Below are 25489 nucleotides of genomic sequence, written 5' to 3'. Positions count from 1 at the left end.
ATGCCGCTACTTCAGTCCCGCCGCGTCCATTCCGCGCAGCTCCTTCTTGAGATCCTGGATCTCGTCGCGCAAGCGTCCCGCCAGTTCGAATTGCAGTTCACGAGCAGCGTTCATCATCTGGTCGGTGAGGTTCTTGACGAGCTCGGCGAGCTCGGCGCGCGGCATGGACTTCACGTCCTGACCCTCGTACACGCCGGAACTGACTGCTGCGCGGCCCTTCTCGCCCTGCGCGCGACGGCCACGGCTGGCGTTACGTCCCGAACCACCGATCTCGACGGACTCTGCCGTGTCGTCGGCCTCTTCGTAGACCTGGTCGAGGATGTCGGCGATCTTCTTGCGCAATGGCTGCGGGTCGACGCCCTTCTCCTTGTTGTACGCGATCTGCTTCTCGCGTCGACGCTCGGTTTCCTCGATGGCGTACTTCATCGAGTCGGTCATCTTGTCCGCGTACATGTGGACCTCGCCGGACACGTTACGAGCTGCACGACCGATGGTCTGGATCAAGCTCGTGCCGCTGCGGAGGAAGCCCTCCTTGTCGGCGTCCAGGATGGCGACGAGAGAGACCTCGGGTAGGTCGAGACCCTCACGCAGCAGGTTGATGCCGACGAGCACGTCGTACTCACCGAGACGTAGTTGGCGCAACAGCTCGACGCGGCGCAACGTATCGATGTCCGAGTGCAGATACCGGACTCGAATGCCCAGTTCGAGCAGGTAGTCGGTGAGATCCTCGGACATCTTCTTCGTCAGCGTGGTGACCAGAACGCGCTCGTCCTTCTCGGTACGTTCGCGTATCTCGTGCACGAGGTCGTCGATCTGCCCCTTGGTCGGCTTGACGACGACCTTCGGATCGACGAGACCGGTCGGGCGGATGACCTGTTCGACGAACTCACCACCCGTCTGACCCAGCTCGTATTTGCCGGGCGTCGCGGACAGGTAGACGGTTTGTCCGATGCGCTGCGTGAACTCCTCCCACGTCAGCGGCCGGTTGTCGGTGGCCGACGGCAGGCGGAAGCCGAACTCCACCAGGTTGCGCTTGCGGGACATGTCCCCCTCGTACATCGCACCGATCTGCGGCACGGTGACGTGCGACTCGTCGATGACCAAGAGGAAGTCCTCGGGGAAGTAGTCGATGAGCGTGGCCGGAGCACTGCCGGGACCACGCCCGTCGATGTGACGCGAGTAGTTCTCGATACCGGAGCAGAACCCGACCTGCTTGATCATCTCCAGGTCGTACTCGGTGCGCATACGCAGGCGCTGCGCTTCGAGGAGCTTGCCCTTGCCCTCCAGTTCCGCGAGCCGTTCTTCGAGCTCTGCCTCGATGTTCTTGACGGCCTTCTCCATGCGCTCGGGACCCGCGACGTAGTGCGTCGCCGGGAAGATGCGCACGGAATCGACCTGGCGCACGATGTCACCGGTCAGAGGATGCAGGTAGTAGAGCGCCTCGATCTCGTCGCCGAAGAACTCGATGCGAACCGCCAGCTCCTCGTACGACGGGATGATCTCGACGGTGTCACCGCGGACGCGGAACGACCCACGGGTGAACGACATGTCGTTGCGGGTGTACTGGACGTCGACCAGAAGCCGCAGCAGGGCATCGCGTGGAACCTCGACGTTCACTTCCAGATGGATCGAACGGTCGACGTACGATTGCGGCGTACCGAGACCGTAGATGCACGACACCGATGCGACCACGACGACGTCACGTCGGGACAACAGGTTTGCCGTTGCCGAGTGGCGAAGGCGCTCGACGTCGTCGTTGATCGACGAGTCCTTCTCGATGTACGTGTCGGTCTGCGCGATGTACGCCTCGGGTTGGTAGTAGTCGTAGTACGACACGAAGTACTCGACCGCGTTGTTGGGCAGCATGTCACGCAACTCGTTGGCCAACTGCGCTGCGAGGGTCTTGTTGGGCGCCATGACCAGTGTCGGACGTTGCATCCGCTCGATGAGCCACGCCGTCGTCGCGGACTTACCCGTGCCGGTGGCACCGAGCAGAACCACGTCCTTCTCGTCGGCCTTGAGGCGTCGTTCAAGATCGGCAATGGCGGTGGGCTGGTCGCCTGCCGGCTTGTGTTCGCTGACGACCTCGAACGCAGGACCCGTCCGCTCGATGTCGCCGACCGGACGGAACTCGGAGTGAGCCACCACGGGATGTTCGGATGCAAACGCCATGCTTCCAGGGTAGACGCGACCACCGACAGATTCCCCGCGCGAAGACAGGTACCTTGATCACCCATGGACGCCCCCGCCTCCGCGCCCCACTCCCACGTCCATTCTCCCAAGGTCGAGTACTTCGACATTCCGGGCATGACCAACACGGACCCCAAGGGTTTCGTACGCCCGGTCGACGAATACCGCGTCGAACCGTGGGGTCTGTACATGGCCCGACCGTCGGATCACGCGCAATTCGACTATCTGCAGTCGTGGCTGCTCCCCGACCTCGGGCTGCGCGCGTCGATCTTCCACTACGTCGCGGACCACCGACGGGATCAGAACTACTACGTCGACGTCGGCGAGTTCGTGGCCGGAGACGTCTGGACGTCCACCGACCACTACCTCGATGTCGTCGTGCGTACCGGGCGAGGATTCGATCTTCTCGACGTCGACGAGCTTCTGGACGCTCGTTGCGCCGGACTGCTCGACGGCGCCACGTCCGAGCGCGCGATGCACCGTGCAGTCACAGCGGTCGACGGGCTGGCCCGCTTCGACTACGACCTCGACGCGTGGCTCGCGTCACTGGGAATGTCGACGACCTGGCGACCGTACGACTGACGCTCAGGCCTTCCAACCGGTCTCGTCGGCCCACGTCCACGCGCGCGTGTAGGCACCGTCGAACCACGGCGCCTTGACGCTCTCGTACTTCTCGACCGCGTCCGCCGGGTCGTCGACCTCGGCTGCGGCCGCCTGGGCCGTGCGCTTGACGGCACCGTATTCGGCGGCCGCGTCGGCGTCCGCGCGCAGCCAGTCGCGGAACACGAGGGCGAATTGCTGTGCGGGCCAACCGTCGACCCTGATGTGCACCGCGGCCGGTCGTCCCGGGTCCGCGCTACCGTGAATTCGCTTGCCCCACACGGCCGGATCGGCCTCTCCCCCGATGCCGTACCCGGGCTCGGGATCGTCGAACGTGATCTCCTCGATACGCGGAAAACCGATGCGCCGCAACGACTCCGCGAGCGAATCGGCGTCGTCCAGGGTGGCGACGGTGATCTGGATGTCGAGCACGTCGCGGGCGTCGACACCCGGGACAGCGGTCGATCCGATGTGATCGATTCTCGCAGCGGCACTTCCACACACCAACGCGAGTCGCGCCACGAGACGCTCGGCCTGCGCCCCCCATGTCGGATCGGCGTCGACAAGGACGGGAGGTGTGGCGACGGTGACGCCGTCGCGAATGTTCTTCTCGAACGGCACGAGTCGGTCGCTCCACAGCGCGCGAACATTCGCCTCGATCGCTCCCATCGCACCGCTGTTGTCGATCCAGATGTCGGCGGCGGCACGACGGTCGTCGTCCGACGCCTGTGCTGCGATCCGAGCACGCGCGTCGTCCTCGGGCATGTTTCGTTGATGCACGAGCCGATGGACCCGCTCCTCCGCGTCGACATAGACGACGGCGACGAGTTGGAACAACGCGCCCATCTTGCCTTCGACCAACAAGGGGATGTCCTGGACGACGATCGCATCCTGCGGCGCACCGTCGACGAGTTCCGCGGTGCGCGCACCCACGAGCGGATGGACGATCGAGTTCAGGGTCGCGCGCGTTTCGTCGGTGGCAAATGCCTTCGACGCCAAGGCCGGCCGGTCCAACGCGCCGTCGGGCAACAGGATGTCGTCGCCGAAGGCCTCGACGAGTTTCGCGAGTCCGGGAGTGCCGGGTTCGACGACTTCCCGCGCGATCACGTCGGCGTCGACGATCACTCCGCCCAACTCGGACAGAATCTTCGACACGGTGGACTTTCCAGCTCCGATGCCTCCGGTGAGGCCCAGTCTCAACATGGTGACCAGTCTGTCATCGAACACGCCGGAGCACACCGGCCCCAAATACACCAGGTTTACCGATCGGTCCGTTATCTTCGTCGTGCGAGATAAGTATTTGCCGACCCGCTGCTAGCGAAAAGGATGTTCGATGCGAAGCAATCAGATCCACCAGGGTCGGCACCGTCTCGGCATGGAGTCGGGAGTTCACGTCATTCTGATTCCCGAAGTTGCCTTGGCGTTGGCCGATCATCGGCGTAACTGGTTCACCACCCTGCTCAGTCCGGCACGCCACAGCTTCGCTTCGATGCGCAAGCGGACCGCCGTCGCTCAGTGGAGCCCCGCCGTCGCAGGTTGAGCCGACCGTCGAATACGACGATGGACCCGAATCCTTACGGATCGGGTCCATTTTTGTGTGTGCAACCGCGTGAATGCGCCATACATACGACTGGACAACTTCTTGCGGTCCATTCATGCGTCGCCATCGCCATCGGCATCGGCATCGGCATCGGACAGACGAAAGCCCCGGCTCTCCGAAGAGAACCGGGGCTTCCCAGCGTCACACCCTCACGGGCGAGCGTCTGTTATCAGGCGTTGCCCGACAGCTTCTCGCGCAGCGCAGCGAGCTGAGCGTCGCTGGCCAGCGATCCACCGGACGATGCCGGAGCGGATGCTGCAGCAGCATCGCCTTCGGCGTCCGACTGACCCGACTCGGAGGAGTAGTTGGTGTTGGCGGCTTCTGCAGCCTCGTCCTTCGCCGTCTTCTCCATCTGAGCGGTGTGCATCTTGTGGCGACGCTCCGCCTCGGCGTAGCGGCCTTCCCACTCTTCACGCTGCTTCTCGTAGCCTTCGAGCCATTCGTTGGTCTCGGAGTCGAAGCCCTCGGGGAAGATGTAGTTGCCCTGCTCGTCGTACGAGTCGGCCATGCCGTACTTGGACGGATCGAACTCTTCCGCGTAGTCCTCGTTGGCCTGCTTGAGGCTCAGCGAGATACGACGACGCTCGAGATCGATGTCGATGACCTTGACGAGTGCGTCGTCGCCGACACCCACGACCTGGTCCGGAACCTCCACGTGGCGCTCGGCCAGCTCGGAGATGTGCACGAGGCCCTCGATGCCCTCTTCGACGCGAACGAACGCACCGAACGGAACGAGCTTGGTGACCTTACCGGGAACGATCTGGCCGATCGCGTGCGTACGAGCGAACTGACGCCACGGATCTTCCTGAGTTGCCTTGAGCGACAGCGAAACACGCTCGCGGTCCAGGTCGACGTCGAGAACCTCGACGGTGACCTCGGTACCGACCTCGACAACCTCGGAGGGGTGGTCGATGTGCTTCCAGGACAGCTCGGACACGTGAACGAGTCCGTCGACGCCGCCCAGGTCCACGAATGCACCGAAGTTGACGATGGAGGACACGAAGCCCTTGCGGACCTGTCCCTTCTGCAGCTGGTGCAGGAACTCGCTGCGCACCTCGGACTGCGTCTGCTCGAGCCATGCACGGCGCGACAGGACCACGTTGTTGCGGTTCTTGTCGAGCTCGATGATCTTGGCTTCGATCTCCTTGCCGACGTACGGCTGGAGGTCGCGAACGCGACGCATCTCGACGAGCGATGCGGGCAGGAAGCCACGCAGACCGATGTCGAGGATGAGGCCACCCTTGACGACCTCGATGACGGTGCCCTTGACGGCCTCGTCCTTCTCCTTGAGCTCTTCGATCGTGCCCCAGGCGCGCTCGTACTGTGCACGCTTCTTGGACAGGATCAGGCGGCCTTCCTTGTCCTCCTTGGTGAGAACGAGAGCTTCGACCTCATCGCCGACGGAGACGACCTCGTTGGGGTCGACGTCGTGCTTGATGGAGAGCTCACGGGAAGGGATGACGCCTTCGGTCTTGTAACCGATGTCGAGCAGAACCTCGTCACGATCGACCTTGACGATGGTGCCTTCGACGATGTCACCATCGTTGAAGTACTTGATCGTGGCGTCGATTGCGGCGAGAAAATCCTCTGCGGAGCCGATGTCGTTGACGGCTACCTGCGGCGAGGTTGTGGTTGAGGGCATGTGTTGAGTTGCTCCGGACGGGTTGGGTATCGGTTGATGGATGTTCGGTCGGACGGTGAAGCCGATGGAGAACGAGCAGAGCCGGTACCGAAGTATCGGACGACGGTGTACAACAACGAGCACACCGATTTCGTTCCGCCGCACGACGAGCGAGCCTCACCCACGGAAGACAACCCGGTGAGCGACAGACCCTTCGATCCCGCGCAGCACGAACACACTCGCGCTCCATAGGGTACGCGATCGCGTCACAGCTGGGCAAACCTGGCAGGGGCCGTCGCAAACCTGGCAGGGGCCGTTGCAAACCTGGCAGGGGCCGTTGCAAACCTGGCGGGGACCTCGGTTCGACTAACGTGACCATGCGTGACCGACAGTCTTCACTCCTCACCCACACCCCAGCCACCTGGTACACCGGGTCGCGCCCGGCTGTCGTCCGCCGCCAGCGATCGAGCCAGCCGTTCGTGGTGGGATTCCGACGCCGACGAGTATCACCGAACACACGGTGAATTCTTGGGGGTGAGCACGGAACGCGGAGAATTCGTGTGGTGCCCGGAAGGCCTGCACGAAGGCGACGCACACCTGCTGGGCGACGTCGCCGACAAGGACGTTCTCGAAGTGGGCTGCGGGTCGGCACCGTGCTCGCGATGGCTCGGCAGCCAGGGAGCTCGCGCCGTGGGACTGGACATCTCGGGCGGCATGCTCCGCAAGGGCTTGGAGTCGATGGCACTCGGCGGTGACCGTGTTCCGCTGATCCAGGCAAGTGCCGAATCCCTGCCGTTCGCCGACGAGAGTTTCGACATCGTCTGTTCCGCGTTCGGGGCGGTTCCCTTCGTCGCCGACTCCGCGAACGTGATGGTCGAGATCGCCCGCGTCCTCCGGCCCGGCGGGAGTTGGGTGTTCGCCGTCAACCACCCGATGCGGTGGATCTTTCCCGACGACCCGGGGCCCGCGGGGCTGACCGCGACGATTCCGTACTTCGATCGCACGCCCTACGTCGAATTCGACGACGAGGGGACGCCGACGTACGTCGAACACCATCGGACGATCGGCGATCGGGTACGCGAGATAGTCGCCGCAGGCCTGGAACTGCGGGACATCGTCGAACCGGACTGGCCGGAGTGGCTGGACCGCGAGTGGGGTCAGTGGAGTCCACTACGCGGCCAGCTCTTCCCCGGCACGGCGATCTTCAGCTGCGTGAAGCCTCGCTAAAGCAATTTCGACAGGAACGCTTTGGTGCGTTCGTGCTGCGGATTCGCCAGCAGCGACCGCGGCTCCCCCGATTCGACGACGACACCCTGATCCATGAAGACCAGCTGATCGGCAACCTCGCGAGCGAATCCCATCTCGTGGGTGACGACGACCATCGTCATGCCGTCCTTGGCGAGCTCGCGCATCACTCCGAGGACCTCACCGACGAGCTCCGGATCGAGCGCGGACGTCGGCTCGTCGAACAACATGAGCTTCGGATCCATGGCAAGTGCTCGCGCGATCGCGACACGCTGCTGCTGGCCACCGGACAGCTGCGCCGGATAGGCCGTCGCCTTGTCGGCGAGACCGACACGGTCGAGCAACTCCTTCGCCCGTGTGACGGCGTCGGACTTCTTCATCTTCTTCACCTGGGTCGGCGCCTCGATGACGTTCTCGAGAGCCGTTCGGTGTGGGAAGAGATTGAAGTGCTGGAACACCATCCCGATGTCGCGACGCTGTTTCGCAGCCTGCTTGGGGTGCAGCTCGTAGAGCTTGCCGCCCTTCTCCTGATACCCGACCAGCTCGCCGTCGACGTACAGCCGACCGGCGTTGACCTGCTCGAGGTGGTTGATGCAGCGAAGGAACGTCGACTTGCCGGAGCCCGACGGTCCGACGAGGCAGAGCACCTGGCCGCGGTCGATCTCGAGCGAGATGCCCTTGAGTACCTTCAGCGCCCCGAAATTCTTGTGGACGCGGTCGGCCTTGATCATCGGAGACATCAGATGCCCTTGTTGTCGTGGGTACGTGCGTCCACGGCCTGCGCGTCGGCGAGGGCCCGAAGCTGACGGCCGGTCAGCTGTCGTGACGCACCCTTGGAGTAGTACCGCTCCAGATAGAACTGCCCGACCATGAGAATGCTCGTGATCACGAGGTACCAGGTGGCAGCGACCAACAGCAGCGGAATGGGCTCGAAGTTCGCCCCGGAGATGTCCCTGGCACGGCCGTAGACCTCTCCGGTGAACGGCACCGCGACGACGAGAGACGTCGTCTTCAGCATGCTGATGACTTCGTTACCGGTCGGCGGGATGATGACGCGCATCGCCTGCGGCAACACGGTACGACGCATCGTCTGCGGCCACGACATGCCCAGCGCGACGGAGGCCTCCATCTGCCCTTCGCCGACGGAGTTGATACCGGCCCGAACGATCTCGGCCATGTAGGCGGCTTCGTTCAGGGCCAACCCGATGACCGCGAACCAGAACGCGTTGTAGATGGCCTGCAGATCGAACTCGGCGAACTGGACGGTGAACGGAATGCCCAGTGCCACGTTCTTGTAGATCGACGGAATCAATCCCCAGAACACGAGCTGCACGTACACCGGCGTGCCACGAAAGATCCACAGGTAGATCCAGGCGGCGCTGCGCAGCACGGGGTTCGGCGACAACCGCATGACCGCGAGCAGCACGCCGAGAAGAATGGCGGCGATCATCGAGTACACGGTCAATTGCAGCGTGTTCCACACGCCCTCGCCGATTCGGCTGTCGAACAGATAACGCCCGTACGTCCCCCAGCCGTACGCCGGGTTGGTCGCGGCGCCGTAGGCGAACAGCCCGAACAGCACGACGACCACCACCGCGGCGATCCAGCGTCCGGGATGCCGCAGCGGGATCGCTTTGATGGGCTCGGGCTCGGTGCCCGTGCTCAACGAGGCGGAGTCGGACACACCGAACCCTTCCGTCGGACGACGTCGTCTGACACCGACATCAGCTCACTGCGCCGTTGATCTGCGACTGCTCGATCACGCCTGCCTCGACGCCCCAGTTCTCGGCGATGGTCTGGTACTGACCGTTGTCGATCAGGTGTTGGACCGCCTGCTGCAGCGTCGCGGCGAGGGGCGAACCCTTGGCGACCGGGTAGCCGTACGGCGCGGAATCGAACACCTCACCGGCAGGTTCGAGCTTGTCGCCGGTCTGCTTGATGGCGTACGCCGTCACGGGCGAGTCCGCCGACATCGCGTCGACTCGTCCGAGAACCAGCGCCTGCGCTGCATCGTCCTGGCTGTCGAACTTGACGATCTCGATCGCAGGCTTGCCTGCTGCGACACATGCTTCGCTCTTCGCGGGAACTTCTTCCTGATCCTGGATGGTCGTGGTCTGCACGGCGACCTTCAGACCACACGCGTTCGCCGGATCCACGCTGCCGCCGGACTGCTGCGCCCACTGCGTGCCCGCGTTGAAGTAGGTCGCGAAGTCGACCGTCGCCTCGCGCTCCTTGGTGTCGGTGAACGACGACATTCCGACGTCGTAGGTTCCGGCCTGGATCGACGGGATGATGCGGTCGAAGTCCGCTTCCTCGTACTGCGCCGTCACGCCGAGGACGCCGGCGACGGCATTCATCAGGTCGACGTCGAAGCCGATGATCTTGCCCGACGCATCCTTGAATTCGTTGGGCGAGTACGGCACGTTGACGCCGACGACCAACGTGCCCGAGTCGACGTTCTTCTGCGGGAGCGTCGCCGCGATGTCGTCGACCTTGTCGACCTCGACGGCAGTGGTCTCCTCCGCTGCGGGGGCACCCCCGTCCTCGGTGTTCTGGGCACATGCGGTGAGCATCAGCGCGCCTGCGCCGGACAGTGCGATCAGAAGCCGAGCCGGCTTCGAGAAAGATCGTGTAACCACGAGAGGTCCTCCAAGAGTCGAAACGACACCACCATCTCTCGGTGCTGCCAGACGTTGAACGTACGCGACCGAATGCCACGTTGCCGCACCGGTAACCGAACAGTAATGCCGCGTGTCCAGTCGAAGACGGAATTTCCCGGTACGCGAGTTCGAAACCGTGACGGCTCAGGTCCTGAGTGTTCTCGCGACGACGGTTTCGGTGAACTCGCTGGTCGACGCGCGTCCGCCGAGGTCCGCCGTCGCGACGCCCGACTCGAGTGCACCGGTGACGGCGTGCCGAATCCGCAGTGCGGCACCCGCGCACTTCTGGCCGTGCCCGTGGGCGGCGAGCCAGTCGAGCATCATCGCGGCCGACAGGAACAGCGCGGTGGGGTTGGCACGGTTCTTGCCCGCGATGTCGGGCGCGGATCCGTGGGCTGCCTGGGCCATCGCCTTTGCCTCGGAGGTGTTCAACGACGGCGCCATGCCCAGCGAACCGGACAGTTCACCGGCCAGATCGGACAGGATGTCGCCGAACATGTTCTCCGCGACGATCACGTCGAAATCCTGACCGCGTCGGACGAGATGAGCAGTCAGCGCGTCGACGTGTTCTTGATCGACGGTGACGTCGGTAAACTCCTGCGCGACGGACGTGCACACGTCGCGGAACAGACCTGTCGTCAGCGACAGCACGTTGGTCTTGTGCACGATGGTGACGTTCTTCCGTCGAGAGCGGGCGAGCGTGAACGCCTCCCGCGCGATGCGCTCGCACGCGGTTCGGGTGAAGACACCGACCGCGAGTGCGACATCCGGGGTCGGCATGAACTCGCCCCCGCCGACGTGCATGTTCCGGTCCGCGTAGAACCCCTCGGTGTTCTCACGGACCACGACGAGATCCATGTTCGGCGAGACCGCCCGTACACCGGGGTGGGCCACCGCAGGTCGAATGTTCGCGAACAGGTCGAACGTCTTTCGCACGACACCGCCAGGTGTGAGCTGCGACCGGAACGGCTCCGGGTACGACGCGCTGTCGTGTGGGCCCAGGATCCAGGCGGGCAGCGTCGCCAGCTCGTCGAGCGTCGACTGCGGGACGGGCGAGCCGTGTGCGTCGATGGCGTCGCGACCGAGGGCGAGTTCGACCCACTCGATCGAGAGATGTTCGGCCTGGGCCGCGGCGTCGACGACGCGCACCGTCGCCGGCACGATTTCGTGCCCGATCCCGTCGCCGACCATCGACCCGATACGAACCGTGTGTGCCTGACTGTCAGTCATGTCAGTCATCATGGCTGACATGGTGCAGTCGGTAGAACTCCTCCTCGACGACGAGCTCGACGATGCGGTCCGGCGCGAGTGGCAACTGCTGTTCGACGCCGGTCTGCCCAGTCAGGCGCGGCACCGAGGCGCGTCGAATCGTCCGCATGTCACCCTTACGGTCGCCGACGACTTCACGGACTTGGATGCGCGAATCGGGACCCTGCCCGTTTCGCTGTTTCCGATCCGGCTCGGGCCTCTGGTCGTGTTCCGCGGGCGGCACGCGACGCTCGCCCGTCTGGTGATCCCGTCCGCCGAACTGCTCGACGCGCACACCGCCGTCGCGTCGCTGGTCGGCACCGCGCGAGGTGTCAGGCCGCACACCGCGCCTGGACACTGGACGCCCCACGTCACGCTTGCTCGCCGAATGACCGACGACGAGCTGGGGTCGGCCATCGAACTACTGCATTCGGAACCTGGAATTCTCGTCGGCGAGACCTCAGCGCTTCGGCGGTGGGACGGCGACGGCAAGGTCGAGAGGCTCGTCGGCCACGCGGCTCAGAACCCGTAGTCGCCGAACTGGCTCTTCTGCCTGTGCGTATCGGGCGCGAATCCGCCGACCACGGCCAGGTGCATGACGGCCAGAACTGCCAGAATCAACATTGCGATTGTCATGCCCTCGAGCCTGCTACCAGCAGCTTTCTCACAACAGTGGCAGATACGACACAGTTACGCGATTTCCTGCCATACTGACGGGCATGTTGAAACGAGTCGTCGTTCCACTCATGCCGTTGATCGAACAATTCGAGTTGGGCGTCGCGTGCGAGGTCTTCGGGTTCGATCGATCCGACGAAGGCCTGCCGACATACGACTTCTCGTTGATCGCCGGAGTCGATCGACCGATCAGGTCGCGTTTCGGCTACACCATCGACGTTCCGTACGACCTGTCACAACTCGACGACGCCGACCTCATCATCATCCCCGCGGGTGGCACCCACCTCTCGGACGACGGGTGTTCGATGTGCTCGAGCGACTTCGACGAATCCGTCGAGCCGTTGCTCGTGAAGCTGCGCGCCGCGGTCGCACGGGGAGCCAAGGTCGCAAGCCTGTGCAACGGCGCGTTCGTGCTCGGCAAAGCCGGTTTGCTCGACGGTCGACGATGCACGACGCACTGGCGCCATTCCGCACGGCTCGCAGCGGATTATCCGCTCGCCGAAGTGGACCCCGACGTTCTGTACGTCGACGACGGAAACGTCCTGACCAGCGCCGGTACTGCGGCCGGTATCGATCTGTGCCTGCATATCGTCCGCAAGGAGCAGGGAAGCGTCGTCGCGAACGGTATCGCCCGACGCATGGTCGTCCCGCCGCATCGGGACGGTGGCCAAGCGCAGTTCGTCACCTCCCCCCTGCCGACCGTCGAAGTCGAGACACTCGCCCCGCTGCTCGACTGGATGACCGAGAACCTCGACACCGAATTGTCCGTGCAGAAGCTGTCGGCGCGCGTGAACATGTCCACCCGAACCTTCGCACGACGCTTCCAGGCCGAGACCGGTACGACGCCTGCGCGGTGGCTCAACGACCAACGCGTACTCGCGGCACAGCAGCTTCTGGAGAACTCCGATCTGTCGATGGACGTCATCGCCGAACGCGTCGGGTTCGGCAACGCCGCCGTCCTTCGTCAGCACTTCGTTCGCGTGCGCTGCACGACCCCCAACGCCTACCGTCGGACCTTTCGGACAGCTCCGCTCGTCGGTGCCGCGGAATGATTTCGGTACCGTCGCGCGTTGAACGCGGCAGAAGGTCATCGATACCGACGAAAGGGCAGGCGTGGCAACACAGACTTTGACTCAGCAGAATTTCGACGACATCGTCGGAGGTAACGACGTGGTCCTCGTCGACTTCTGGGCGTCCTGGTGTGGACCGTGCCGTCAGTTCGCTCCGACGTTCGAGAAGTCCTCCGAAGCGCACCCCGACGTAGTGCACGCGAAGGTGGACACCGAGGCCGAGCAGGGGCTCGCTGCAGCGGCGAACATTCAGTCGATTCCGACCATCATGGCTTTCCGCGAGGGTGTGCTCGTGTTCGCGCAGCCTGGTGCGCTGCCGGCATCCGCACTGGAGGACCTGGTCGGCCAGGTAAAGGCTCTCGACATGGACGAGGTGCGTAAGCAGATCGCCGATCAGAACGCTGGAGCCGACACGCAGTAAGCAGGACTGAACGACAAGAGGCCCGGTCGCACACGCGACCGGGCCTCTTGCTATTGGGAAACTCCTAATGCGCCGCCTTGTCCCAGCTGGCGCCGGTGCCGACCGACACCTCGAGCGGGACCGACAGATCGATGGCCGACGACATCTTGTCGCGCACCAGCGCCTCGACCTCCTCGCGTTCGGACTCGACGACCTCGAGGACGAGTTCGTCGTGGACCTGCAGCAGCATGCGCGAACGCAGCCCGGCTTCCGCCAACGCCGTGTGCGTGTCGATCATGGCGACCTTGATGATGTCGGCAGCAGTGCCCTGAATGGGGGCGTTCAGCGCAGCACGCTCGGCGACCTCGCGGCGCTGCCTGTTGTCGCTGGTCAGATCCGGAAGGTAACGACGCCGACCGTACAACGTCGATGTGTAGCCGACCTTCCGCGACTCCTCGACGACGTTGCGCAGATAGTCACGCACACCACCGAAGCGCGAGAAGTAGGCCTCCATCTGCTCCTTGGCCTCGTCGGTCGAGATCTTGAGCTGCGCGGCCAGACCGAACGCGCTCAACCCGTAGGCCAGGCCGTACGACATCGCCTTGACGCGGCGACGGAGTTCCGGTGTGACGTCCTCGATCGGTACACCGAATGCGCGCGCACCGACGAAGCTGTGCAGATCCTCACCGGTGTTGAACGCCTCGATCAGCCCCTCGTCACCGGACAGGTGAGCCATGATGCGCATCTCGATCTGGCTGTAGTCCGCGGTGAGCAGCGTGTCGTAGCCGTCGCCGACGACGAAGCCGTCACGGATGTGCCGTCCCGCGTCGTTACGAACCGGGATGTTCTGCAGATTCGGCTCGGTCGAGGACAACCGCCCGGTCGCCGCGACGGTCTGGTTGAAGGTGGTGTGGATGCGGCCGTCGTCGGCCACGGATTTGAGTAGACCGTCGACGGTGACCTTCATCCGAGTCGCGTCTCGATGGTCGAGCAGGAACTTCAGGAACGGGTGCTCGGTCTTCTCGAATAGACCCTGCAAGGCGTCGGCGTCGGTGGTGTAACCGGTCTTGGTCTTCTTCGTCTTCGGCATGTCGAGCTCCTCGAACAGCACGACCTGCAGCTGCTTCGGCGACCCCAGGTTGATCTGCTTGCCGATGACCTCGTACGCCGAATTGGCCGCGTCGGCGACCTGAGACGCGAACTGGCTCTGCAGCTCACCGAGATGGTTGTTGTCGACGGCGATACCGGTTGCCTCGAGGTCGGCAAGCACCGACAGCAGAGGCAACTCCATGTCGGTCAACAACGCGCTCGACTCGATGCTCGCCAACTCGTCGTCGAGCGTCGCGGCGAGATCGAGGACCGCCTGAGCACGCAGAATCTCGCCCTCGGCCACGGCGGCGGCCGCGACGTCCTCGGTGTCGAGCAGCGACATCTGGCCCTCGACGGAATCCTCGGCGCGCAGTTCGCGCTTGAGGTACCGCAGGCAGAGGTCGTCGAGGTTGAAGCTGCGCTGACCTGGACGCACCAGGTACGCCGCGAGCGCGGTGTCGCTCGTCAGCCCGCCGAGCGTCCACCCGCGGCCGCGCAGCGCATGGATGGCCCACTTCGCCTCGTGCAGCGCCTTGGGCTGACCGTCGTCGGCGAGCCAGGCAGCCAACGCCTTCTCGTCCGACTCGTCCAGCGAAGCGGTGTCCACGAATCCGCCTTCACCATCGGATGCAGCGATGGCGATGGACAACGCGTCGCTGTCGAACGGACGACGTGGACCGACCACCGAGAGCCCGTGGCGCTGCCCGGACGACGCATGCGTCGTCAGCCACTCGGCGAGCTCACCCGGGGCGATCGCGCCGCCGCGGACGTCGAACCCTTCCTCCGCTTCGGGTTCTGCCGACGCCAACGTGTCGAACAGGCGGTCGCGCAGCACGCGAAACTCGAGGTCGTCGAACAAGCCGTGAATCTTTTCGCGATCCCACGGCGCGAGCTCCAACTGATCGGGCGTGTACGGCAGTGGGACGTCGCGCACCATCTCGGTGAGTTCCCGGTTGAGCACCACACTCGACAAGTTGGCACGCAGCGCATCGCCGACCTTGCCCTTGACCTTGTCGACGTTGGTGACCAATTCTTCGAGGGATCCGTACTGGACGATCCACTTGGTCGCGGTCTTCTCACCGACGCCAGGAATGCCGGGGAGGTTGTCGCTCGGGTCGCCGCGCAGTGCCGCGAAATCCGGGTACTGCGACGGCGTCAGCCCGTACTTCTCGGTGACGGCAGCGGGCGTGAACCGCGTGAGATCCGAGACGCCCTTGCGCGGGTACAACACCGTCACGTTGTCGGTCACCAACTGCAGCGAGTCGCGGTCACCGGTAACGACGAGCACCTTGTATCCGAGCGCCTCGGCCTGCGTCGTCAGTGTGGCGATGATGTCGTCGGCCTCGAAGCCCGCCTCTGCCATGACCGGAATGCCCATCGCACCGAGGACGTCCTTGGTGATGTCGACCTGGCCGGCGAACTCGTCGGGCGTCTTGCTGCGGTTGGCCTTGTAGTCCGGAAATCGCTCGGCGCGGAACGTCTGCCGCGACACGTCGAACGCGGCGGCGATGTGCGTCGGCTTCTCGTCACGCAACAGGTTGATCAGCATCGACGTGAACCCGTAGACGGCGTTGGTGGACTGCCCACTGGTGGTCTTGAAGTTCTCCACCGGCAGCGCGAAGAACGCCCGAAAGGCGATGGAGTGCCCGTCGATGAGCAGCAACGTCGGCTGCTCGCCATCTGCGGACGTACCGGTCGAGGATGCGGAGGATGCACGTGCGTCGGTTACGGGGCTCACGGTTACTCAGTCTAGGTACGGGCACCGACAGGACGTAAACGGATCTCGAGGCACGCCTTCGACGTGCGGCCAAGTAGTTCGAAACGCAAAAGATACAAGCCGGAAATTCAACTCGCCGGTTTCGGGCGGTCCGGACGGTTAGAGTCCGAGAATTGCAAGCTCCAGTCGGCCGATACTGGCCGGCTCTTACACCGTCCGGAGGACGTGCGTGGCTCCAAGTGTGCGATGGAACCGAAGATCGACTCGACCACGGCGCCACCGCCGACATTCGTCCCGAATACTCGTTCTCTCACTTCTCGCCGCCGTGTTCGCGGTGGCGTTCGGCGGTTCCGCGCTCGCGCAGGAGCCGCCGCCTGCTCCGGCGAACGCCGTCGCCGTCAGCGGCAGCCTGAACAACGGCGGAGAGAGACTGGTCGGCGTGGACGTCCGGGCGGTCGACGCGTCGGGCGCCGAGGCGGGCCGCACGACGTCGGAGGACGGCGGTCGCTGGACACTCGAATTGTCGCCCGGCACATACACGTTCGAGGTCGTCACAGATACGCTGCCCGACGACGTCAGCGTCCAGGGCTCGGTCGAACGCGACGTCCAAGCGGGCCGAGCGAACACCGTCATCTTCTCGTTCGGCGAGGCGCGTACCTCGAACGAGGTCCCGTTCTACGAGAACTTCATCCGAACGACGGTCGACGGCTTTCGATTCGGCCTCGTGATCGCACTGGCGGCCGTGGGCCTGAGCCTCATCTTCGGGACGACGGGACTGACCAACTTCGCGCACGGCGAGTTGGTCACGCTGGGCGCCGTCGCAGCCTGGGTCTTCAACGTGTCCATGGGTATTCAGCTCATCTGGGCGACGCTTCTGGCGATCGTCGTCGGAATAGCGATCGGGTGGCTGGCCAACTCTGCCATCTGGAGACCACTACGAAAACGTAAAACAGGCTTGATCGCACAGTTGGTGGTGTCCATCGGCCTCGCCATCGCACTGCGGTATCTGATTCTGATCTTCTTCTCCGACCGTTCGGAGCCCTTCGACGACTATCAGGCGCAGACGCAGAACGAATGGGGGCCGTTCGCGATCACGAACGTGGGCCTCGCCTGCATCGTCATCAGCATCGTCGTCCTCGTCGGTGTCGCAGTGATGTTGCAGCGCACCCGAATCGGCAAGGCAATGCGCGCCGTGGCCGACAATCGCGACCTCGCTGCGTCGTCGGGTATCGACGTCGAACGCGTCGTCACCTTCGTCTGGTGTCTGGGCGGTGGGTTGGCCGCCCTCGGCGGTGTCCTGTTCGGGCTGTCGGAACTCGGAGGCCGGGTCCAATGGGAGATGGGCTTCAAACTGCTGCTGCTCATGTTCGCCGGAATCACCCTCGGCGGCTTGGGAACCGCATACGGAGCGCTCCTCGGCTGCGTGATCGTCGGACTGCTCGTTCAGTGGTCGACGATGATCATCAATCCCGATCTCAAGTACATCGGAGGACTGCTCGTCTTGATTCTCATCCTCGTGGTCAGGCCCCAGGGCATCCTCGGTTCGCGGCAAAGGATCGGGTGATACGACATGGATGTTCTCGGAGCACTTCAAGTCTCGCTCGCACAGCTGATCGGGCCGTCGGCCATCTTCTACGCGCTGCTCGCGATCGGACTGAACCTGCACTTCGGCTACGCCGGTCTGCTGAACTTCGGTCAGATCGGATTCGCGTTGCTCGGCGGATACGGCGTCGGCATCATGACGATCACCTATCAGCAGCCGCTGTGGTTGGGAATTCTCGTCGGCCTCGGAGCGGCGGGACTTCTCGCACTCGTGCTCGGCATCCCGACCCTCAGGCTGCGAGCCGACTATCTGGCCGTCGTGACGATCGCCGCGTCGGAGATTCTGCGTCTCGTGTTCCGTTCGACGGCAACCGATTCCGTGACGAAGTCGACGAACGGCATCTTCGGCTTCGCCGATCCGTTCACCTCGCTCAGTCCGTTCGACTCCGGTAAGCAGTACTCGTTCCTCGGGGTCAAGTTCTACGGCGACGACCTGTGGGCCATGGTCGTCGGATGGTCGCTCGTCCTGCTGCTGTGCGGTCTGGTGTACCTGCTGACGCACAGCCCGTGGGGCCGCGTCCTCAAAGCCGTGCGCGAGGACGAGGACGCCGCGCGGTCTCTGGGCAAGAACGTCTTCGTCTACAAGATGCAGGCCCTCGTGCTCGGCGGTGTCATCGGTGGCATGGGCGGCGTGTTCAACGCCCTGCAGACCAAGTCCATCAACCCCGACTTCTACTCGACGGCACAGACCTTCTTCGCGTTCGGCGCGTTGATCCTCGGCGGCGCTGCGACGGTCTTCGGCCCGGTGCTCGGCGCGATGCTGTTCTGGTTCCTGCTGTCGATTCCCGACGCTCTACTGCGTCAAGCCATCGCAGGCCCGGATCCGCTGTTGAACCTCACCGAACAACAAGTCGGCGCAACACGTTTCGTGTTGTTGGGCATCCTGATCGCGGTACTGATGGTCTTCCGACCCCAGGGTATCCTCGGCAACAAGCGAGAGGTCCAGATCGATGCCCGATAAGACTGTGCTCAGCAAGGAGCAACGCGCCGCTCTCTTCGCGGGCGTTCCCGGTGTTCCGGGCGCACCGAAGCCGGATCCGACACTCGTCGTCGACGGCGTCTCGCGCACGTTCGGCGGACTCAAGGCCGTCGACGTCGCCCATCTCGAAATCCAACGAGGGTGCATCACGGGGCTCATCGGTCCGAACGGGGCAGGCAAGACGACTTTGTTCAACCTGCTCACCGGATTCGACCGACCGGACACGGGAACGTGGTCGATGGACGGGAAATCACTCGGCCGCATGCACCCGCATCAGGTCGCACGGCAGGGCGTCGTGCGCACGTTCCAGCTGACCAAGGCGTTGTCGAAGCTGTCCGTTCTCGACAACGTTAAGTTGGGGGCCACCGGCCAGCGCGGTGAGCGAATCCTGAACACTCTCCTGCCCTGGACCTGGAAGGCCCAGGAGAGGGAAATCACCGAGCGCGCGAACGAGTTGCTCAGTCGCTTCAAACTCGACGCCAAAGCAGACGACCTCGCCGGCTCGCTGTCGGGTGGTCAGCGCAAGCTGCTCGAGATGGCACGCGCACTGATGACCGACCCGGCGGTGGTCATGTTGGACGAGCCGATGGCGGGCGTCAATCCTGCTCTGACACAGAGCTTGTTGAGCCACATCAAGTCTCTGCGCGACGACGGCATGACCGTCGTGTTCGTCGAGCACGACATGGACGTCATCCGTGACATCAGCGACTGGGTCGTCGTCATGGCTCAGGGCAGCGTGATCGCCGAATCGACGCCGGAGGAACTGTCCAACAACGGCGCCGTCGTCGACGCCTACCTCGGCAGTCACCACGACCAAGCGCTCGAGTTCGACGAGAACGGTGATCCGGTCGGTGCCACAGCACGATTGGCCGAAGCACTCGAACAAGCCGAAGCGGAAGAGCTCGAAGCAGGCGGCGACCTGTCCGAACCGGAATTCGTGGCCGACTCCCCCACGGCGACAAAGGAGGACGGGCGATGAGCGAAGCGAACACAGGAAACCTGACACCAGCGGAATTCGCGGCGACGCCGGAAGAACACGCCAGGCTCGCCGAGGGGGCACTGGTCCGCGCCGACAACCTGGTGGCAGGCTACATCCCCGGGGTCAACATCCTGAACGAATGCAATTTCTTTCTTCGTGACGGTGAGATCGTCGGCATCATCGGCCCTAACGGCGCTGGCAAGTCGACACTGCTGAAAACCCTGTTCGGCCTGATCCCCGTCCGTCAGGGTTCGGTGAAGCTGCGCGGCGACAACATCACGTCGGCCCAGGCGCACGTCCTGGTCACCAAAGGCGTCGGCTACGTTCCGCAGACGCAGAACGTGTTCCCGTCGCTCACCATCGAAGAGAACCTCGAGATGGGAATCTACCTGCGTCCCAAGAAGTTTGCGGAAAGATTCGCGTTCGTGAGCGAGCTGTTCCCACTCCTGGGTGAACGCAGGAAGGTCAAGGCAGGCGCACTGTCCGGCGGCGAGAGGCAGATGGTCGCGATGGGCCGTGCGTTGATGATGGAACCGTCGGTCCTTCTGCTCGACGAGCCGTCGGCCGGCCTGTCCCCGATGTTCCAGGACGAGGTGTTCATCCGCTGCAAGAAGATCAACGCGACGGGTGTCTCGATCATCATGGTCGAACAGAACGCCCGCCGATGCTTGCAGATCTGCGACCGCGGATACGTGCTCGATCAGGGTCGAAACGCCTACACCGACACCGGAACCAACCTCATGAACGACCCGAAGGTCATCGAGTTGTACCTCGGCACGCTCGCGGGGAGTAAAGAGAAGTAGGTGCGCGTGCTGGGGGGTGACCGAATGTCACCTTCGGTCACTCGGGGCCGGCTCACCGGACCGAGGGCGCCCCTTGGTCACTCAGAGTGAGCGAGGGCGTCATTCGGTCACCCAGGCCCACCGCCCCCCGGACCGAAGGCGCCCCTTGCTCACTCAGAGTGAGCGAGGGCGTCATTCGGTCACCCAGGCCCACCGCGCCGAACACCAACGAGCCCCGACCCGCTGAGCGGAACGGGGCTCGTTCACATCCGGTCGAGCATCACTCCCCGACGACGATGTATCCCCCTGTCGTGAGGGTGTTCTCGGGGCCGAAGACGAGCTTGCCGTAGGACCCGGTGGCGGGCTCACCCGAGTCGCTGAAGTTCAGCGCGCCGGTGATGCCGTCGTAGTCGATGTCCGTTCCGGCCTGGACCAGCGGCAGGCACTGCGCGAAGCTGGTGCACTTCTCGCCGTCCTTGGTGACGCTGTTGATGTTGGCCGCGATGTCCGTTCCCGCAGTCGATTTCGCCTGTTCCGCCGCGAGCGCCGAGATGACGACGGCGTCGTAGGACTCACCGGAGTAGTTGAAGTCGACCAGCGCAGGGTTGAGCGCCTTCAGACGGTCCTGGAATTCGGTGCCGACGTCGGTGAGCGGCGTCGTGCCTTTCATCGTGTCCAGCAACGGCTTTGCGACGGCCTCGCCCAGTGCGTTACCCATGTTGCCGTCGACACCGTAGACCAGAGTGCCGTCGGACGGGCCGATGCCGACCTCGTGCATACGGGTGATGATCTTCGCCGACTCCTCGAAGCCGATGACCGCAACCGCGTCGGGCGCGAAGTTCTTCACGTCGTCGACCTCGGCGTTGAAGGACTGCGCATTGGGGTCGTAGATGATCTTCTGGATCTGATCCGACGGGATGCCCGCGTCCTGAAGATTGTCGACGGTGTTCTGCGCGAGACCGGTGCCGTACGGGTCGTTCAGCGCGAGGATGGACACACGCTGAGCGCCGTCCTCGGCGATGAGCTGCGACAACGCCTGTGCCTGTAGGACATCCGTCGGTGCGGTACGGAAGTACTGCCCCTTGTCCGGGTAGCAGACGAACTGGTCGGAGGTGTTGGCCGGCGAGAACTGCACGACGCCTGCGCTGGCGATCTTGTCGATCACCTTGAGCGACACCGACGACGACGCTGCTCCGACGATGACGTCGGCGCCACCGGCGAGTAGGCGGTCGACGGTGACGTTCGCGGTGTCCGTCGTGGTGTCGCCGGAGTCACCGGGGATCAACTGAACCGGCTGACCGAGTACGCCCCCTGCGGCGTTGACGTCGTTGATCGCGAGCTGAACACCGGCGACTTCGGGCGGGCCGAGAAAGGCGAGGGTACCGGTTTCGGGGAGCAACGTGCCGACGACGAGAGGCGTCGTGACCGGGGTGGCACCGGCGGTGGCCTGTTCCGGTGTGCAATCGGTGGACACCGTCGTCTCCGCGGCTGCCGATCCGCCACCGCTGGCGGAATTGGCACTGTCCTCCGAGCTGGAATCGTCACTCGAGGAACAGCCGAACAGTGCCAATGACGCAGCACTCAGAACCGCAGCCGTGCGGACGTAGGTCCGTTTTGCCATCGGGGGTCTCCTTGATTGCTCATCGATGAAGCGCACGTGAAATATGTGCCTCGTGTGGGATCAGACGCTATCTGCCCGAAGCGATGTGCGATCGGTGAGAAGAAGGCTCGTGACCTGACTGTGACCTCAGCTGCCGAAGATTTACGTGGCCGTAGCGTTCGGGGGCGCTGTCACGCCTCCGCGGGTGGATCGAGCGTCTCGATGATGACCTCGGCAACGGCCTTCATCGTCGTTCGTCTGTCCATGGCCGCGCGCTGAATCCACTTGAACGCCTGCGGCTCTGTCAGGGACTGCGACTCCATGAGCTTGCCCTTCGCACGCTCGATCAGCTTGCGCGTCTCGAGACGTTCCTGCAGATCCGCGATTTCGCTTTCGAGGGACGAGATCTCGGTGTAGCGGCTTGCCGCGAGTTCGACGGCCGGCATCAAATCGGCTTTGGAGAACGGCTTCACGAGGTAGGCCATCGCGCCCGCGTCGCGCGCTTTCTCCACCAACTCGCGCTGACTGAATGCGGTGAGAATCACGACCGGCGCGATGCGCTTCTCCGCAATCTCCGACGCGGCGTCGATGCCGTCACGCCGAGGCATCTTCACATCCATGATCACCAGATCCGGACGGAGTTCGATTGCCAGATCGACGGCCTGCTGCCCGTCGGCGGCCTCTCCGACGACCTCGTAGCCCTCCTCGCGCAGCATCTCCACCAGATCCAGGCGGATCAGCGATTCGTCCTCGGCAACCACGACACGGAGAGCGGGCCTGCCGCCCTCCTGCGTAACAGGAGCATTCATGAGTAACAGTCTCCTTCGACAAGTCATCGACCAGCGCAAACCGATCGCACGCGCGTGCACGGACGATGCTTCCATCCGGCCGTGAGAGCATTTGAAGGGTACCGGTGGTTGACCCCGTCGGCGCATCTTCTAAAGTAGTGAACCGCAAGACAACGCCAGCCCCCGTATCCCAATTGGCAGAGGAAACGGATTCAAAACCCGTACAGTGTCAGTTCGAGTCTGACCGGGGGCACCACATCTCGAAAAGGCAAGACAGCAGCGACAAATCGAGACAACAGCGAGAAATCAGAAGATCGAGGTCGTCTCGACGCGTCGCCGCACACGACCAGGCGGCACACCGATTACGCGTTTGAATGCCCGCGCGAAGGCCGCGTCCGAGTCGTAGCCCGATCGCTTCGCCAATTCCGCCACGGTCACGTCGCCCGAGCGCAGCAGATCGTGTGCCACCTGCATTCGCCAGCGGGCGAGGTATTTCATCGGTGTCTCCCCCACCAACGCGGTGAATCTCGCCGCGAACGCCGAGCGCGACATCGTCACGGAGGCAGCAAGCGACGCGACGGTCCATTGCGTGTCCGGGCTGCGGTGCAACGATGCCAGCGCCGGTCCGATGCCCGGGTCCTGCAACGCGCCGAGCCAGCCGGTCCTGGCTGCGGGGTCGTGTTCGATCCACGATCGCAACGCCTGGATGACCAGAATGTCCGAGAGCCGCGTGATGACGGCTTCCCCACCGGGCCGTAGTGTGCGTGCCTCGTCGGCGACGAGACCGAGCGTGCTGTGCATCCAGGACAGATGCGGCGACGGCACGGATTCCACGACGATCAGCGGCGGCAGCGAGCGGATCAAGTGCACCGCCGACGGATGATCGAGTCGAACGGCCCCACAGATCATCGTCGTCGAAACACCGCCGCCTCCATGGCGTATGACGGCGTAACGATCACTGACGTAGTCGTGCGGTAAGTCGTAGACGACCGGGGCGGATGCACCTGCGTGGTCGTCGCTGGCCAGTGTGTGTCCCAAACCGTGTGGCACGAGCGCGAATTCGCCAGGAACGAGGTACCTGGTCGCGGCGCCGTCGACGTCGAGTCTGCACCGGCCGTCGGTGACGACGTGGAACCACATGCAGTCGTCCATTCGCGGCATCTCGAGCCCCCACGGCTCGGACAACTCCGACCGGCAATAGAAGGCACCCGTCATACGCAGGAAGTGCAGAGCTTCGCCGAGGGCATCCGGCGTCGCCCACGGGTCCGGTCCTCGCATGCACCGATGATACGACCGAGCTGGACGAACGGGCATGAAATAGCGATGAACAGTCATGGAAAGTCCATGGATCGGCGTCGATGCTGAGTATCACCACACGACGAAGGAGCTCCCGATGATCGAACGCATTGCATCGGTGTCGACGACGATCGCAGCCGTCGGCTGCGGCATCACAGCAGGGGTACTCCTCGCCTTCTCGGTGAGCGTCATACCGGCGCTGCGATCGCAACCTCAGGATGCAGCTGTGTCGTCGATGCAACAAATGAACGTCGAGATCGTCTCTCCCGTCTTCATGACCGTGTTCTTCGGGAGTGCAGCCGCAGCTGTGGTCGCGGTGATGACGTCGTGGATGTCGCCGTCCGCCGGCAACCGGATTCTCGTGACCACAGGCGCGGCGTTGTTCGTGATCGGATGTGTCGTCGTCACGAGCGCGATCAACGTTCCGATGAACGACGCACTGGCGGCCGCCGACCCCCACTCGGCGGCCGGACTGCGTACGTGGAGCGACTATCTCACGCGCTGGACACGTTGGAACGATGCGCGAACCGTGACCGCGATCGCGGCGTGCGCGGCGTTGACGGTCGCCGCGCACCGCTAGATCTCCGGGTCGGCTGCCGCCTTGCGCCTCGACTCGATCTCGTTCTCGAACGCCGCGATCAAGCGGTCGGCCTCCGCCAGCGCTGCGTCGTCGGCGCCTTCGTCCATCGACTGGTCGCGGCCACGGCGCAGCACAGCCAGTTCGGCGTCGAGTTCATGGTTGTCGAGTACTCGTGGATCCAACATGGGCTCCATTGTCCGCCCTTCACAGGCGAACTCGCATCCTTTCGTGACGTGTCCCCGACTTTCGTCGTGTGTCACTGTGGAGCGGTGACCACCGTGCACAGTTTCCCGCCGATCATCGATCGTTCCGCGCACACGTTGATCCTGGGCTCGATGCCCGGCGTCGCCTCCCTGACGGCGAATCAGTACTACGCCCATCCGCGAAACGCGTTCTGGCCGATCATGGGAGACCTCTTCGAGGCGGGACCGTCGGTCCCGTACGAGGAACGAACGACGGTGCTGCAGTCCCACGGGATCGCTGTATGGGATGTGTTGAAACTGTGTACGCGTCTCGGCAGTCTCGATTCGGCGATCGAGGAATCGTCCATCGTCGTCAACGACATCGACACGCTGATTCGCGAACATCCGACGATCGAACGCATCTTCTTCAACGGGGCCAAAGCCGAAGCCAGCTTCCTCCGGTACGTGACAACCCCGCAGAGTCCGATCGCACTGGTACGGCTGCCGTCGACGAGCCCGGCGCACGCGTCGATGACGTACGAACGCAAGCTCGACGCGTGGAGGGCCGTCGTCGATCGAGGATGAA

At 64.0% G+C, this 25489-nt stretch carries 24 protein-coding genes and 1 tRNA gene; 13 read left to right on the top strand and 12 right to left on the bottom strand.

Annotated elements, in window-relative coordinates; genetic code table 11:
• Positions 1–6 precede the first annotated feature (6 nt).
• Positions 7–2172 (bottom strand): excinuclease ABC subunit UvrB, encoded by a 2166-nt coding sequence (uvrB, locus tag DK926_RS12465; protein WP_114330636.1) that lies wholly within the window; start codon positions 2170–2172, stop codon positions 7–9.
• A gap of 63 nt (positions 2173–2235) precedes the next feature.
• Here uvrB and DK926_RS12460 point away from each other — a divergent pair, with 63 nt between their 5' ends.
• The gene (locus DK926_RS12460) at positions 2236–2772 is read left to right on the top strand and encodes a DUF402 domain-containing protein (protein ID WP_114330635.1); all 537 of its coding nucleotides are present in this window, start codon (positions 2236–2238) and stop codon (positions 2770–2772) included.
• A 3-nt stretch (positions 2773–2775) separates the two neighbouring features.
• Here DK926_RS12460 and coaE read toward each other — a convergent pair whose 3' ends face one another.
• Positions 2776–3993, bottom strand: a complete 1218-nt coding sequence (gene coaE / locus DK926_RS12455; RefSeq protein WP_114330683.1) for a dephospho-CoA kinase — start codon at positions 3991–3993, stop codon at positions 2776–2778.
• Positions 3994–4123: 130 nt separating this feature from the next.
• Between coaE and DK926_RS12450 the strand changes: the two genes are divergently transcribed.
• Positions 4124–4330 carry a hypothetical protein gene (locus tag DK926_RS12450; RefSeq protein ID WP_068420840.1) on the top strand — a complete coding sequence of 69 codons (207 nt, stop codon included), beginning with the start codon at positions 4124–4126 and terminating at the stop codon, positions 4328–4330.
• Between the two features lie 229 nt (positions 4331–4559).
• Here DK926_RS12450 and rpsA read toward each other — a convergent pair whose 3' ends face one another.
• Positions 4560–6032 (bottom strand): 30S ribosomal protein S1, encoded by a 1473-nt coding sequence (rpsA, locus tag DK926_RS12445; RefSeq protein ID WP_114330634.1) that lies wholly within the window; start codon positions 6030–6032, stop codon positions 4560–4562.
• A gap of 360 nt (positions 6033–6392) precedes the next feature.
• On the opposite strand from rpsA, the gene DK926_RS12435 reads away from it, so the two are divergent.
• Complete coding sequence (locus DK926_RS12435; protein ID WP_114330632.1) at positions 6393–7238, top strand: class I SAM-dependent methyltransferase; 846 nt, start codon at positions 6393–6395, stop codon at positions 7236–7238.
• Here the strand turns inward: DK926_RS12435 and DK926_RS12430 are convergent.
• The 4 genes from DK926_RS12430 to DK926_RS12415 all read right to left on the bottom strand — a co-directional run bounded on the left by DK926_RS12430 (position 7235) and on the right by DK926_RS12415 (position 11167).
• The gene (locus tag DK926_RS12430) at positions 7235–7996 is read right to left on the bottom strand and encodes an amino acid ABC transporter ATP-binding protein (protein WP_068420833.1); all 762 of its coding nucleotides are present in this window, start codon (positions 7994–7996) and stop codon (positions 7235–7237) included. The genes DK926_RS12435 and DK926_RS12430 overlap by 4 nt on opposite strands.
• Positions 7996–8940 (bottom strand): amino acid ABC transporter permease, encoded by a 945-nt coding sequence (locus DK926_RS12425; protein WP_068420831.1) that lies wholly within the window; start codon positions 8938–8940, stop codon positions 7996–7998. Before DK926_RS12425 ends, DK926_RS12430 begins: the two co-directional genes overlap by 1 nt.
• 40 nt (positions 8941–8980) lie before the next feature.
• A complete protein-coding gene (locus DK926_RS12420; RefSeq protein ID WP_068420981.1) occupies positions 8981–9829 on the bottom strand; it encodes an ABC transporter substrate-binding protein in 849 nt (282 codons plus the stop codon).
• Between the two features lie 231 nt (positions 9830–10060).
• A complete protein-coding gene (locus DK926_RS12415) occupies positions 10061–11167 on the bottom strand; it encodes an isocitrate/isopropylmalate dehydrogenase family protein (RefSeq protein WP_114330631.1) in 1107 nt (368 codons plus the stop codon).
• Here DK926_RS12415 and DK926_RS12410 point away from each other — a divergent pair.
• The 3 genes from DK926_RS12410 to trxA all read left to right on the top strand — a co-directional run bounded on the left by DK926_RS12410 (position 11166) and on the right by trxA (position 13330).
• Complete coding sequence (locus DK926_RS12410; RefSeq protein ID WP_114330630.1) at positions 11166–11696, top strand: 2'-5' RNA ligase family protein; 531 nt, start codon at positions 11166–11168, stop codon at positions 11694–11696. The genes DK926_RS12415 and DK926_RS12410 overlap by 2 nt on opposite strands.
• Before the next feature lie 187 nt (positions 11697–11883).
• Entirely contained in the window at positions 11884–12891 is a 1008-nt protein-coding gene (locus DK926_RS12405) for a helix-turn-helix domain-containing protein (RefSeq protein ID WP_114330629.1), read from the top strand.
• 61 nt (positions 12892–12952) lie between these two features.
• Entirely contained in the window at positions 12953–13330 is a 378-nt protein-coding gene (trxA, locus tag DK926_RS12400; RefSeq protein ID WP_114330628.1) for a thioredoxin, read from the top strand.
• A gap of 64 nt (positions 13331–13394) precedes the next feature.
• Here the strand turns inward: trxA and polA are convergent, their stop codons facing one another.
• Positions 13395–16136, bottom strand: coding sequence for a DNA polymerase I (polA, locus tag DK926_RS12395; RefSeq protein ID WP_114330627.1), 2742 nt, complete (start codon positions 16134–16136; stop codon positions 13395–13397).
• Positions 16137–16440: 304 nt separating this feature from the next.
• Here polA and DK926_RS12390 point away from each other — a divergent pair, with 304 nt between their 5' ends.
• Genes DK926_RS12390 through DK926_RS12375 form a run of 4 tightly spaced genes read left to right on the top strand, consistent with a single transcriptional unit; the run spans position 16441 to position 20478 of the window.
• Entirely contained in the window at positions 16441–17679 is a 1239-nt protein-coding gene (locus tag DK926_RS12390; RefSeq protein ID WP_243636770.1) for a branched-chain amino acid ABC transporter permease, read from the top strand.
• A gap of 6 nt (positions 17680–17685) precedes the next feature.
• Positions 17686–18678: a branched-chain amino acid ABC transporter permease gene (locus DK926_RS12385; RefSeq protein ID WP_114330626.1), complete on the top strand. Its 993-nt coding sequence runs from the start codon at positions 17686–17688 to the stop codon at positions 18676–18678.
• Complete coding sequence (locus DK926_RS12380; RefSeq protein ID WP_114330625.1) at positions 18668–19675, top strand: ABC transporter ATP-binding protein; 1008 nt, start codon at positions 18668–18670, stop codon at positions 19673–19675. The genes DK926_RS12385 and DK926_RS12380 overlap by 11 nt, the downstream gene beginning before the upstream one ends.
• Entirely contained in the window at positions 19672–20478 is an 807-nt protein-coding gene (locus DK926_RS12375; protein ID WP_068420815.1) for an ABC transporter ATP-binding protein, read from the top strand. The genes DK926_RS12380 and DK926_RS12375 overlap by 4 nt, the downstream gene beginning before the upstream one ends.
• Positions 20479–20737: 259 nt before the next feature.
• Here DK926_RS12375 and DK926_RS12370 read toward each other — a convergent pair whose 3' ends face one another.
• Together DK926_RS12370 and DK926_RS12365 are read right to left on the bottom strand one after the other, a co-directional pair.
• Positions 20738–22078: an ABC transporter substrate-binding protein gene (locus DK926_RS12370; protein ID WP_114330624.1), complete on the bottom strand. Its 1341-nt coding sequence runs from the start codon at positions 22076–22078 to the stop codon at positions 20738–20740.
• A 170-nt stretch (positions 22079–22248) separates the two neighbouring features.
• Positions 22249–22866: a response regulator gene (locus DK926_RS12365; protein WP_114330623.1), complete on the bottom strand. Its 618-nt coding sequence runs from the start codon at positions 22864–22866 to the stop codon at positions 22249–22251.
• 158 nt (positions 22867–23024) lie between these two features.
• On the opposite strand from DK926_RS12365, the gene DK926_RS12360 reads away from it, so the two are divergent.
• A tRNA-Leu gene (locus tag DK926_RS12360) sits at positions 23025–23101 on the top strand.
• A gap of 50 nt (positions 23102–23151) precedes the next feature.
• On the opposite strand, the gene DK926_RS12355 is transcribed toward DK926_RS12360, so the two are convergent.
• Positions 23152–24123, bottom strand: a complete 972-nt coding sequence (locus tag DK926_RS12355) for an AraC family transcriptional regulator (protein WP_114330680.1) — start codon at positions 24121–24123, stop codon at positions 23152–23154.
• A gap of 115 nt (positions 24124–24238) precedes the next feature.
• Here DK926_RS12355 and DK926_RS12350 point away from each other — a divergent pair, with 115 nt between their 5' ends.
• Complete coding sequence (locus DK926_RS12350) at positions 24239–24721, top strand: anthrone oxygenase family protein (RefSeq protein ID WP_114330681.1); 483 nt, start codon at positions 24239–24241, stop codon at positions 24719–24721.
• On the opposite strand, the gene DK926_RS26460 is transcribed toward DK926_RS12350, so the two are convergent.
• Positions 24718–24906, bottom strand: a complete 189-nt coding sequence (locus tag DK926_RS26460; RefSeq protein ID WP_125833399.1) for a hypothetical protein — start codon at positions 24904–24906, stop codon at positions 24718–24720. The genes DK926_RS12350 and DK926_RS26460 overlap by 4 nt on opposite strands.
• Positions 24907–24990: 84 nt before the next feature.
• On the opposite strand from DK926_RS26460, the gene DK926_RS12345 reads away from it, so the two are divergent.
• Positions 24991–25488 carry a DNA-deoxyinosine glycosylase gene (locus DK926_RS12345; RefSeq protein ID WP_243636769.1) on the top strand — a complete coding sequence of 166 codons (498 nt, stop codon included), beginning with the start codon at positions 24991–24993 and terminating at the stop codon, positions 25486–25488.
• Position 25489: the final 1 nt, after the last annotated feature.

The sequence above is a fragment of the Rhodococcus sp. Eu-32 genome, from assembly GCF_003336925.1.
GTDB classification, from domain to species: domain Bacteria; phylum Actinomycetota; class Actinomycetes; order Mycobacteriales; family Mycobacteriaceae; genus Rhodococcoides; species Rhodococcoides kyotonensis_B.
The sequence above is the reverse complement of the archived record's forward strand: the minus strand, read 5'-3'. Positions and strand labels throughout refer to the sequence as shown.